This is a genomic window from Kitasatospora sp. NPDC054795 (assembly GCF_053611565.1).
The window spans coordinates 1-11,840 of sequence record NZ_JBSHAP010000029.1 but is presented as its reverse complement, the minus strand read 5'-3'; the positions used below and the strand labels follow the sequence as shown (position 1 = coordinate 11,840).

Here is an 11,840-nt window from a genome sequence, read left to right as displayed (position 1 = left end):
GGGAGAACGGCCGCAGATGGCTGACCGGATCACGGTCATCGGGTGGGACGGCACACCGCTGACCGAGGCCGCCGGCGCGGCCCTGGCCGCGGCGACCCTGGTGGCGGGAGCCCCCTACCAACTGAACGCCCTCCCGGTGCCGGAGGCCGCTGAGCGGATCACCCTCGGCAACGTCCGGCAGGCCGCCCGCCGGATCGCCGAGCACCGCGGCGCCGCCGTCGTGGTCGCCGAGGGCGACCCGGGCTTCTTCGGGGTGGTGCGCACCCTGCGCCGCCCCGAGTACGGCCTCGAACTGGAGGTGCTGCCCGCCGTCTCCTCGGTGGCCGCCGCCTTCGCCCGGGCCGGCATGCCCTGGGAGGACGCCCGGGTGGTCAGCGTCCACGGCGGACGGCTGCGCCGTGCGGCCAACATCTGCCGGGCCCACCCCAAGGTCGCGGTGCTCACCGCGCCCGGCGCCGGGCCCGCCGAACTCGCCCTGATGCTGCGCGGGGTGCACCGGACCTTCGTGGTCTGCGAGGCCCTCGGCACCCCGGACGAGGACGTCACCGTCCTCACCTCCGACCGGATCGCCGACCACGTGTGGCGCGACCCGAACGTGGTGCTGGTGATCGGCGGCGGCGCCCAGGCCTCCGCCGTGGACGAGGCGGCCGGCTGGCTCGCGGGGCGCCCGGTCGGCTACCCCGGCGCGGAACGCGGCTGGGCGCTCCCCGGTGACGCCTATGCGGGCGCCGGGCGCACGGACGGTGAGCCGGGCGCACCGGAGGCGCTCCCCGCCCATGTGCGCGCCCTGGTACTGGCCCGTCTGGGCGCACGCCCCGGGGACCTGGTCTGGTCGGTCGGCGCCGGCAGCGGCGCCCTCGCGGTGGAGGCGGCCCGCTTCGGCGCCGCCGTCGTCGCGGTCGAGGATTCCCGCTCGGCCTGCGCCCGGCTGACCGTCAACGCCCGCCGCTACGGCGTCGAGGTGGAGACGGTGTACGGGAGCGGCCCCGAGGTGCTGGGCGGCCTGCCGGAGCCGGACGCGGCGGTGGTGGAGTCCGGCGGCCTCGACGTGGTGCGCGCCGTCCTGGCCCGCCGTCCCGAGCGGTTCGTCGCGCTGCCCCGGACCCTCGCCGAGGCGCAGGAGGTCCACCGGGCGATCGCCGGGGCCGGTTACCGGGCGGACGGTGCGCTGCTCCAGGCGACCCCGTTGCGGCCGGTGGGGGAGGGCGACGGCCTGGCGCTGGGGGCCGGCGGAACCGGCGTGCTGGTGCTCTGGGGTGAGCAGATCGTGTGAAGGCCGTGGGCGCGTGCCGGGGCCGTCCGGTGGCGTCGACGGTGATCCAGGTCGCATCCGGACACCGATTCGAGAGGTGGCCGCGCCGTGCCGGTAGTGTGACGTCCTGGACGGCCGTATCGGTCGGCGACCCACCCGATTCGGTCGGTTTGTCACCTTTTTGACGCGGTGCAATTCGATTCCGCTCGGAGTGTGGGCAATTCGACGGGCCGTGTGCCGGACCTGGAGAATGCCGTAGGGTCCGGTGCGGTCGTGCCGGTTGCTCCGGGTTGTCGTTGTTTCAGACGATGTGCCGCCCCGTACGGGCGGTGCGCCGGGCCGGGGTGCCGCAGTGCGCCGGATGGACTTGGGCCGCAGCGCCACGGCGCGGCGGCCGCGTGTGGTTAGGGGCGGGCCGGTGCTGGTGCGGCCCGTGCGGATGGGCGCTGCGATCGGTGATCGTGTCGCCGAGGGCGCGGCAGCGGCCTGGAAGGAGCTTTGACAATGACCGATGGCGGCCACGTCCCGGGCGAGGGACTGCCGGAGCACCTGCACGCCGGGCATGACCCGCTCGGCGGACCGGAGGGCGTCGCGGGCGTTGCACCCCTCCAGGGCGTAGCGACGGACGGCGGTGCGATCCCGAACCCGGCTCCGGCCGGCGGCGTCCCCGGCGCGATGCCCCCGGGTGCGGGCGTCATCCCGCCGCAGGGCCAGCACGGCTACGGCGTTCCCGGCGTGCCCCAGCCCGGCCACCCCGGCGACGGCTGGGCCGTCGACCAGGGCGCCCCGCGCCCGGCCTTCCACTTCCTCGACCAGCCCGACACGCCGGACGGCCTGGACGACGATGACGACGTGCTGCTGATGCCCGGCCCGCAGGGCTCCTGGGGCGAGCCGGCCGTGCCGGCCGAGCAGATGCCGCTCGCGCCGCAGCAGGACGGCACGCCGGTCGAGCCGTCCTGGCCGCCGGTGGACCCGCCGGTGCTCGGCGCCGAGCACGCCGTTCAGCAGCAGCCCGTCCAGACACAGCCGCAGCAGCCGATGACGCAGGCTCAGCAGCCGCGCCGGCCGCTGCACGCCGGCCCGCCGATCCCGGACCCGTCGCTGATGACCGGCCAGGTGCCGGTCCGCTCGCTGGCCGACCGCGGTCCCTCGCAGGGCGGCACGCCCGCGCACGGCATCCCGGTGGTCGGCCGCCCGCCGATGGCCGAGGCCGTCGCCCCGGCGCACGCCGCCGCCCCGCAGGCCGTCCCGACGGCGCCGGTCGCCCCGGCGGCTGCCGGGGTTCCGGTCGTGGACGGGCAGCAGCTGCCGCAGGCGCAGGACTTCCAGCAGGTCCAGCACGCCCAGCAGGTGCCGCTGGCCGGGCCGCCGGTCGAGGTCGTGCTGGCCGTGGAGACGGTCGGGGCGATCGAGGTGATCGAGGTCGTCGAGACGCCGGAGGCCGTCCACGCCGACCCGGTCCAGCCCGTGCAGGACGTGACGGCCCAGGCCACCCAGGCCACTTCGCCTGCCGTGGAGGCCGTCGCCGTGGCGGCGCAGGCCGCCCCGGCCGAGTCCGCCCAGCCGGTGGCCGGGACGGCCGGTGCGCCCGTCGTCGTCGAGGCCGTCGTCGAGGCCGTTGCTGCCGAGGCCGTCGCCGCCGAGGGTGCTGCCGCCGACGGCGCCGCCGTGCCCGTCGAGCAGACCGAGGCCGCGGCCCCGGCCGGCCAGCCGCGCCGGATCTCCGCCTTCCTGGCCGCTCCCACCCCGCACGGCCTGCCCAAGGTCGAGAAGGCCGGGCAGGCCCAGGTCGTCGAGGAGACGGCTCCGCCGCAGCCCGCGCCCATAGCGGCCGCCGACGCGCCGCAGCCCGCGGCCGAGGCCGTCGAAGCTGTCGAGGCCGTCGAGGCCGTTGATTCCGCGCAGCCCGCCGAGGCCGTCGTGGGCGCCGAGTCCGGCCCGGTCGCCGTGGTGGCCGAGGCCGCCGAGCAGGCCCACCCGGCGGAGGCCGCGCCGGAGGCCGTCGCCGAGCCGGTCGCGGAGACCGCCGCGGGCACCGGTGAGATGCCCTCCGGCCAGGCCGTCGTCGAGCCCGCCGCGGAGGCCGAGCAGCCGCAGCAGCAGGCCGAGGTCCAGGCCGAGGCACCCGCCGGGCAGGCCGTGGAGCAGACCGCCGAGCAGGCCGTGGAGGCGCCCGCGGAGGCCGAGGCCGCCGAAGCCGTCGAGCCGGCCGCCGAGGCTCCGGCCGAGGCCGCCCCCGAGGCTCCGTCGGCACAGCCCGCCGAAGCCGCCGAGCAGCCCGTGGCCGAGGCCGTCGAGCCGGCCGGAGAGGCCGAGGAGGCCGCCCCCGCCGAGGCCGCCGCCGAGCAGCCCATCGCCGCCGTCGCGGAGGCCGAGGCCCCCGCGGAGCCGGCCGTCGAGCCGGCGCAGGTCCCGGCCGAGGCCGAACCCGCCGCCGTCGCGCAGACCGCCGCCGTCGCGGAGACCGCCGCCGCTCCGGAGGCGGAGCCCGCCCAGGAGCAGGCCGGCGAGGCGACCGCCGAAGCCGTCGAGCAGCCGCGGACCGAGCAGCCCGCCGCCGAGGCCGCTGAGGTGACCGGGGCCGCGGAGGTCCCTGAGGCCGCTGAGGCCCCTGAGGCCGCTGAGGCCCCTGAGGCCGCTGAGGGCACCGCCGTCGAGGAGGCGCAGGAGCGGCCCGAGCAGCAGCCGGAGGAGCCCGCCGAGCCGCGCGGCCCGGCCGCCCCCGGATACGACGAGGCCGGCCGCGAGGCCGTCCACCAGGTGATCCGCGAGCGTCGCGACGTGCGCAACGGCTTCCGCCCGGACCCGATCCCGCACGAGGTGCTGATCCGCGTCCTGGAGGCCGCCCACACCGCGCCCAGCGTCGGCTACTCGCAGCCCTGGGACTTCGTGGTGATCCGCTCGGCGAAGACCCGCAAGCGGATGCACGCCCTGGCCGAGCGCCAGCGCGAGGCGTACGCGGACTCGCTGCCCAAGGGCCGGGCCAAGCAGTTCAAGGAAATCAAGATCGAGGCCATCCTCGACACCCCGGTCAACATCGTGGTGACCTCCGACCGCACCCGCGGCGGCCGGCACACCCTGGGCCGGCACACCCAGCCGCAGATGGCCCCGTACTCGGCCGCGCTGGCCGTCGAGAACCTCTGGCTGGCCGCCCGCGCCGAGGGCCTGGGCGTCGGCTGGGTGAGCTTCTTCGACGACGAGCAGCTGGTCCGCGAACTCGGCCTGCCCGAGCACCTGGAGGTCGTCGCCTACCTGTGCGTCGGCTTCGTCGACGAGTTCCCGGACGAGCCCGAGCTGGAGCAGCAGGGCTGGGCCAAGAAGCGCCCGCTGTCCTGGGTCGTCCACGAGGAGCAGTACGGCAACCGCGCGCTGCCCGGCGAGGAGCCGCAGAGCCTGCTCGCCGAGACCCTGCGCGGCATCCGGCCGCTGGACGCCAAGGCGCTCGGCGAGGCCTGGGACCGTCAGAAGCGGATGACCAAGCCGGCCGGCTCGCTCGGCATGCTGGAGATCATCTCCGCCCAGCTGTGCGGCCTGTCGCGCAAGTGCCCGCCGCCGATCCCGGAGCCCGCCTGCGTGGCGATCTTCGCCGGGGACCACGGTGTGCACGCCCAGGGCGTCAGCCCCTGGCCGCAGGAGGTGACCGCCCAGATGGTCGCCAACTTCCTGGCCGGGGGAGCGGTGATCAACTCCTTCGCCAAGCAGATCGGCACCGAGGTCTGCGTGGTCGACGTCGGCGTCGCAGCCGAGCTGCCGGACGCCGTCCAGCAGGGCCGCGCCACCGGCCTGCTGCCGCGCAAGGTCCGCCCCGGCACCGCCGACATGACCCAGGGCCCCGCCATGACGCGGGAAGAGGTACTGAAGGCCGTCGAGGTCGGCATCGAGACCGCCCGCGACCTGGTCGCGGCGGGCAACAAGGCACTGGTCACCGGCGACATGGGGATCGCCAACACCACCGCCTCGGCCGCCCTGATCTCGGTGTTCACCGGCCTCGACCCGGCCGAGGTCACCGGCCGCGGCACCGGCATCGACGACGAGACCCACGCCCGCAAGATCGAGGTCATCCGCGCCGCGCTGGCCCTGCACCGGCCCGACCCGAGCGACCCGGTCGGCGTCCTCGCCGCCGTCGGCGGCCTGGAGCACGCGGCCCTGGCCGGCTTCCTGCTGGGCGCCGCCTCGCTGCGCACCCCGGTGGTGCTGGACGGCGTCATCGCCGGCTCGGCCGCGCTGGCCGCCAAGGCCATCGCCCCCGAGGTGCTGGCCGCCTGCATCGCCGGCCACCGCTCCGCCGAGCCCGGCCACCAGGCCGCGCTGGCGAAGCTCGGCCTGCGCCCGCTGATCGACCTGGACCTGCGGCTCGGCGAGGGCACCGGTGCCCTGCTGGCCCTGCCGCTGGTGCAGAGCGCGGCGCGGGCGATGCACGATGTAGCCACCTTCGACTCCGCCGGGGTCACCGAGAAGGCCTGACACACCCCGTCACCGCTCCGCGGACCGGCCCGAGGGCGCGCCGGACCGCGGAGCGGTGCCGTACCGTCCCACACCCTCACCCCCGATCAGGAGCACCGCCGATGAGCGCGCCCACCCCGCACCCGAGCACCGAGGGCCGTACCCCCTACCCGGTGGGCCTGCTGCTGGCCGGCCGCCGCGTCGTCGTGGTCGGCGGCGGCCAGGTCGCCCAGCGGCGGCTGCCGGCCCTGATCGCCTCCGGTGCCGATCTGCACCTGATATCGCCGGCCACCACCCCGGCCGTCCAGGCGATGGCCGACGCCGGCGAGCTCACCTGGCACGCCCGCCCGTACCGGGACGGCGACCTGGCCGGCACCTGGTACGCCCTGGTCGCCACCGACGACCCGGCCGTCAACGCGGCGGTCAGCGCCGAGGCCGAGCGCGAGCGGGTGTTCTGCTCCCGCAGCGACGACGCCGCCGCGGCCACCGCCTGGACCCCGGCCAGCGGCCGCGACGCGGGCGCCACCGTCGCCGTCCTCACCGGCGACCCGCGCCACTCCGCCGCCCTGCGCGACGCCATCGTCGACGGCCTGCGGGACGGCTCGCTGGCCGCCCGCCAGTACCGCGCGCACGGCGCCGGCGTGGCCCTGGTCGGCGGCGGCCCCGGCGACCCGGACCTGATCACCGTGCGCGGCCGCCGGCTGCTCGCCGACGCCGACGTGGTCGTCACCGACCGCCTCGCCCCGCGCGAGCTGCTCGCCGAACTGCCCGAGCACGTCGAGGTGATCGACGCCTCCAAGATCCCGTACGGCCGCTTCATGGCCCAGGAGGCGATCAACCGCACCCTGGTCGAGCACGCCAAGGCCGGCAAGTTCGTGGTCCGGCTCAAGGGCGGCGACCCGTACGTCTTCGGCCGCGGCGGCGAGGAGCTGCTGGCCTGCGCGGAGGCCGGGCTGCCGGTCACCGTGGTGCCCGGGATCTCCAGCTCGATCAGCGTCCCCGCGGCGGCCGGCGTCCCGGTGACCCACCGCGGCATGACCCACGAGTTCACCGTGATCTCCGGCCACGTCGGCCCGGACGACGAGCGCTCGCTCACCAACTGGGAGGCCGCCGCGAGGATGAGCGGCACCCTGGTGCTGCTGATGGCCGTGGACAAGATCGGCGCGATCGCCGCCCGACTGGTCGAGTACGGCCGGCCGGCGGACACCCCGGTCGCCGTCGTCCAGGAGGGCACCACCGCCGCCCAGCGCCGGGTGGACGCCACCCTCGGCACTGTCGCCGCGGTGGTCGAGGCCGAGGGGGTCAAGCCCCCGGCGGTCATCGTCATCGGCGACGTCGTCAACGTGCTGGCCGCGGCCTTCCAGCCGTAGGCCGGCGCGGACCCGCCGGAGCGAACGCGCCCGCAGCCAAGGCGCCGGAGTGGGAAGTCGGCCGGTCCGACCCTCCCGCTCCGCGGCCGTTCCGCGGCTACTCCAGCGGCTGCTCCGTCCAGATGACCTTCCCGGTCGCCGTGTAGCGCGTCCCCCAGCGGTCCGCGAACTGCGCGACCAGGAACAGCCCGCGCCCGCCCTCGTCCTCGGTCGCCGCGTACCGCAGGTGCGGCGAGGTGCTGCTGCCGTCCGACACCTCGCAGATCAGCGAACGGTCCCGCAGCAGCCGCACCCGGATCGGCCCGGAGCCGTACCGGATCGCGTTGGTCACCAGCTCGCTCAGGATCAGCTCGGTGACGAACGCGGCCTCCTCCAGCCCCCACGCCGTCAGCCGCTCCGCCACCGCGGCCCGGACCTCGCGCACCGCCGCCGGGTCGGAGGGCACCTCCCACTGCGCCACGTGGTCCGGGGCCAGCACCCTGGTCCGGGCCACCAGCAGGGCGATGTCGTCCTGAGGGTGCGCCGGCAGCATCGCCCCGAGCACGTCCGCGCAGGTCTGATCGGGCGTGCGCGGCGGCCCGGTCAGCGCCGCCCGCAGCAGCTCCAGCCCCTCGTCGATGTCCCGCTCCCGGTCCTCCACCAGCCCGTCCGTGTACAGCACCAGCCGACTGCCCTCGGCGAGCTCCAGCTCGGCGGTCTCGAACGGCAGCACCGCCAGCCCCAGCGGCGGCCCGGTCGGCAGCTCCGGGAACACCACCCGGCCGTGCGGGTCCACCACGGCCGGCGGCGGATGACCGGCGGTGGCCAGCGTGCAGCGCCGCGACACCGGGTCGTAGATCGCGTACAGGCAGGTCGCCCCGGCCAGCTCCGCGCGCCCGCCGCCCGCCGCCTCGTCCTGGTCGATCCGGTTCACCAGCTCGTCCAGGTGCCCCAGCAGCTCGTCCGGCGGCAGGTCCAGGGTCGAGAAGTTGTGGATCGCCGTGCGCAGCCGGCCCATCGTCGCCGCCGCGTGCAGCCCGTGCCCCACCACGTCCCCGACCACCAGCGCCACCCGCGCACCCGGCAGCGGGATCACGTCGAACCAGTCCCCGCCCACCCCGGCCTGCGCCGGCAGGTAGCGGTGCGCCACGTCCAGCGCCGTCTGCTCCGGCAGGTTGCGCGGCAGCAGGCTGTGCTGGAGCGTCACCGCCATGGTGTGCTCCCGGGTGTAGCGGCGGGCGTTGTCGATGCACACCGCCGCGTGCGCGACCAGCTCCTCCGCCAGCGCCAGGTCGTCCGCCTCGAACGGCTCGGCCCGCTGCGCCCGCCAGAACCGGGCCACCCCCAGCAGCACCCCGCGCGCCCGCAGCGGCACCCGCACCAGCGAGTGCACCCCGTACGCCAGCACCTGCGCCGACCGCTCCGGGTCCTGGTCCCGCCACGCGTCCGCCTGCGCCAAGTGCGGTTCGATGCCCGGCTCACCACTGTGCAGCACCCCGGCCAGCGGGGTCTCGGGCACCACGTCCAGCACCGTGCCGACCGGGTAGAACGGCGCGTCGTCCCGTACGCCCGCCACCGCGGCGCGGCGCATCCGCCCCAGCGACGGGCCCGGCGGCGGCTCCTCGCCGGTCAGCACCTGGTCCGCCAGGTCCACCGTGACGAAGTCCGCGAACCGCGGCACCGTGACCTGCGCCAGCTCCTCCGCCGTCCGCGTCACGTCCAGCGTGCTGCCCACCGTCACCCCGGCGTCGTACAGCAGCCGCAGCCGCCGCTGCGCGCGCTCGGCCCGGCCGGACAGCGCCGCCAGCTCGGTGGAGTCGCGCAGCGTGGCGACGCACCCGGGCAGTCCGCCCGGCCGGTCGATCAGCCGGACGTTCACCGCCAGCAGCCGCTCCCCGGCCAGCACCACCTCGTCGGTGACCTGGCGCTCGGTGGTCAACAGCTCCAGCGGCGCCTGCTCCAGGCCCAGCCCGGTCACCGGGCGGCCCTCGGCGTCCGGCGGCAGGTCCAGCAGCCGGCGCGCCTCGTCGTTGCAGAGCAGCAGCCGCCCGTCCCCGCCGATGATCATCACGCCCTCGCGCACCGCGTGCAGCACCGCCGCGTGGTGCTCGTACATCCTGGTCATCTCGACCGGGCCCAGCCCGTGCGTCTGGCGCCGCAGCCGCCGGCTGATCAGCGCCGTCCCCAGCGTGGCGAGCCCCACCGCGGCCGCCGCCGCGCCCAGCACCACCGGCAGCTGCCGCTGGCTGGCGCTGCTGATGTTCTTCAACGTGACGCCCGCCGAGACCGCCCCGACCACCGAGCCGTCCGGCGCGTACACCGGGACCACCGCCTGCACCAGGCGGCCGAGCGTGCCCGAGACCTGCTGCGTCACCACCTGCCCGTGCAGGGCGGGCTCGTAGACGCCGACGAACTTGTGGCCGATCCGGGCCGGGTTCGGATGGGTGTAACGGATGCCCTGGTCGTTCAGCACGACGATGAAGTCCACGCCAGAGGCGACCCGTGCGGCTTCCGCGCTCGGCTGCAGGAGGGCCGTCGGATCGGGGGAGCGCAGCGCGGCGACGATGCCCGGGGAGTTGGCGAAGGTCTGCGCCACCGCCACCGAACGGTTGCGGGCCTCGTGCGTGGCGTCGTTGCGCGACTGCACCACCAGTGCCACCGCGGCCGCCACCACGAGCAGCAGCACGACCAGCACCTGGAGTGCGAAGACCTGCCCCGCCACCGACCGGTGCCACACCGGCGACCGCCGCTTCGCGTGCGGCAGCTGTGGCCGACCGTGTGGGCGCTCACCGGAGGAGCCGGCGGAGCCAGTGGCGCCAGAGGCCGACGGAGCCCAGGATCGGCCCGGATTTCGGGCCATACGGTCATATTTGCACTACGACCAGCCGGGGACCACCCCGCTCCCTCCACCGTTTGGCCTTCCCCGCCCGGGCTTGGCAAGATCGCAGGGTGTCCGAACCCCGCACCATCACCGACCCGGCCGACCCCCGCCTCGCCGACTACACCGGCCTGACCGACGTCGAACTGCGCCGCCGCCGCGAACCCGCCGAGGGCCTCTTCATCGCCGAGGGGGAGAAGGTCATCCGCCGCGCCCTGGCCGCCGGCTACCGGATGCGGTCGATGCTGCTCACCCCCAAGTGGCTGGAGGTGATGGGCGACGTCATCGCCGAGGCCGACGCCCCCGTCCACGTGGTCGAGCCCGCGCTCGCCGAAGCCGTCACCGGCTACCACGTGCACCGCGGCGCCCTCGCCTCGATGGAGCGCAAGCCCCTCCCCGACGCCGCCGAGGTGCTCGCCGGGGCCCGCCGGGTCGCCGTGCTGGAGGGCCTCGTCGACCACACCAACCTCGGCGCCATCTTCCGCAGCGCCGCCGCCCTCGGCATGGACGCCGTCCTGCTCTCGCCCGACTGCGCCGACCCGCTCTACCGGCGCGCGGTCAAGGTCTCCATGGGCGCCGTCTTCGCGGTCCCGTACGCGCGCCTGGACCCCTGGCCCGCCGCCCTCGACACCGTCCGCGAGGCCGGCTTCACCCTGCTCGCCCTCACCCCCGCCGAGGCCGCGGTCGACCTCCACACCCTCACCCCGCACGGCCTCCCCAAGGCCGCCCTGATGCTCGGCGCCGAGGGCGACGGCCTCACCCCCCGCGCCATCGCCGCCGCCCACCACCCCGTCCGCATCCCCATGGCCCACGGCATCGACTCCCTCAACGTCGGCGCCGCCGCAGCCGTGGCCTTCTACGCCGTCACCACCCCCACCCCCTGACCGCCCGACTTCTCGCGTCCCGCCTCCGCCACTCGCCATTGGCCCGGCCGCTGCATCAGAAGTCGGCGGGCCCGACTTCTCGCGTCGGCCGTCGTGGTGCGGATGGGGCCCGGGTGACTTCAGCCGGTGGGGGAGGTGGGTGGGGCTGGGGCGGCGGCGGGGGGCGGGGTGGTGGCGCCGGGCCAGGATTCGTCGAGGGTGCCGTCGGGGCGGACGGTGTAGCGGGTGGAGGCGACGGCGCCGGTGACGGCCGAGCGTTCCTCGCGGACGACCGTGCTGCCGTCCAGTCGCCAGGTGGCCGCCGCCTGCGGGTCCGCCACCGAGGTGCGGGAGGTGGTGGCGACCGGGGTGTCCCCGGTGAAGGTGTAGAGCTGGACGAGGTCGACCTGGGTCGAACCCTCCGCCCGCCGCAGGACGACCACCGCGGCCGGCAGGCCCTTGTACCGGGCCGGCAGCACCGCGCTCAGCGTGATCTGCGGCCCGGCTCCGACCGAGTGCCCGTTCTGCAGGGCGACGGCCGGCCCGCCGGCCCCGTCGGGGTAGCTGCGGTTGGGCCAGTCCACCGGTGGCACGGGCGCCTGCGGGGGTGTCAGCCCACTGTCCGCGCCACTGCGCGCCGCTGCCGGGAGCGGCGCGGTCGAGGCCTGTGGCGCGGTCGAGGCCTGCGGCACGACGTCCGCCGAGGTCCCCGGCACCGCCTGTTCGCCGCCGGAGCCCGTATTCACCACCACCGCGCTCGGTGGCCGCACGCTCCGGTTGTCCCGGTTCTCGCAGCCCTGCGCCGCCGCGATGGCCAGCGCCACCCCGATGGTCACGGTGACGAAGACCACCAGCCGCTGCCGGAGCAGCCGCTGCCGGGCGGTGCCGGGCCGCCCGCCGGGGGCGGGGGTGTGCTGGCGGTCCCGGGGGCGTGCCCGGTCGTGGGGGCCGGGGCGGCCCGGGGGCGGGGTCTGCGGACGGTCCGGACGCGCCGGCAGCGGGCGGGTCACCGGCGTGGGTTCGGGCCGCGGCGCGGGCGCGGCCGGTCCCTGGGG

5 protein-coding genes and 1 pseudogene are annotated in these 11,840 nt (G+C 76.4%); 4 read left to right on the top strand and 2 right to left on the bottom strand.

Translation table 11 applies throughout. The features are described 5' to 3' along the window. Positions 1 to 16 precede the first annotated feature (16 nt). The 3 genes from cbiE to cobA all read left to right on the top strand — a co-directional run bounded on the left by cbiE (position 17) and on the right by cobA (position 7,065). A complete protein-coding gene (gene cbiE, locus ACWGJO_RS13360) occupies positions 17 to 1,273 on the top strand; it encodes a precorrin-6y C5,15-methyltransferase (decarboxylating) subunit CbiE (RefSeq protein ID WP_452183535.1) in 1,257 nt (418 codons plus the stop codon). Between the two features lie 483 nt (positions 1,274 to 1,756). Beyond that, positions 1,757 to 5,716 carry a nicotinate-nucleotide--dimethylbenzimidazole phosphoribosyltransferase gene (gene cobT / locus ACWGJO_RS13355; protein WP_452183534.1) on the top strand — a complete coding sequence of 1,320 codons (3,960 nt, stop codon included), beginning with the start codon at positions 1,757 to 1,759 and terminating at the stop codon, positions 5,714 to 5,716. A gap of 101 nt (positions 5,717 to 5,817) precedes the next feature. Then, positions 5,818 to 7,065 carry a uroporphyrinogen-III C-methyltransferase gene (gene cobA / locus ACWGJO_RS13350; protein ID WP_359906002.1) on the top strand — a complete coding sequence of 416 codons (1,248 nt, stop codon included), beginning with the start codon at positions 5,818 to 5,820 and terminating at the stop codon, positions 7,063 to 7,065. Between the two features lie 97 nt (positions 7,066 to 7,162). Here cobA and ACWGJO_RS13345 read toward each other — a convergent pair whose 3' ends face one another. Then, positions 7,163 to 9,904, bottom strand: a complete 2,742-nt coding sequence (locus ACWGJO_RS13345; protein WP_452183533.1) for a SpoIIE family protein phosphatase — start codon at positions 9,902 to 9,904, stop codon at positions 7,163 to 7,165. Between the two features lie 89 nt (positions 9,905 to 9,993). Between ACWGJO_RS13345 and ACWGJO_RS13340 the strand changes: the two genes are divergently transcribed. Then, on the top strand, positions 9,994 to 10,806 hold the full coding sequence (locus ACWGJO_RS13340; RefSeq protein WP_380549340.1) for a TrmH family RNA methyltransferase: 813 nt from the start codon (positions 9,994 to 9,996) through the stop codon (positions 10,804 to 10,806). Positions 10,807 to 10,925: 119 nt separating this feature from the next. Here ACWGJO_RS13340 and ACWGJO_RS13335 read toward each other — a convergent pair. Then, a pseudogene (locus ACWGJO_RS13335) lies at positions 10,926 to 11,840 on the bottom strand (hypothetical protein); the annotation flags it as partial.

Coding starts and splice junctions, on each gene's coding strand:
- cbiE (WP_452183535.1), top strand. CDS start 17: ATGGCTGACCGGATCACGGTCATCGGGTGGGACGGCACACCGCTGACC.
- cobA (WP_359906002.1), top strand. CDS start 5,818: ATGAGCGCGCCCACCCCGCACCCGAGCACCGAGGGCCGTACCCCCTAC.
- ACWGJO_RS13345 (WP_452183533.1), bottom strand. CDS start 9,904: ATGGCCCGAAATCCGGGCCGATCCTGGGCTCCGTCGGCCTCTGGCGCC.
- cobT (WP_452183534.1), top strand. CDS start 1,757: ATGACCGATGGCGGCCACGTCCCGGGCGAGGGACTGCCGGAGCACCTG.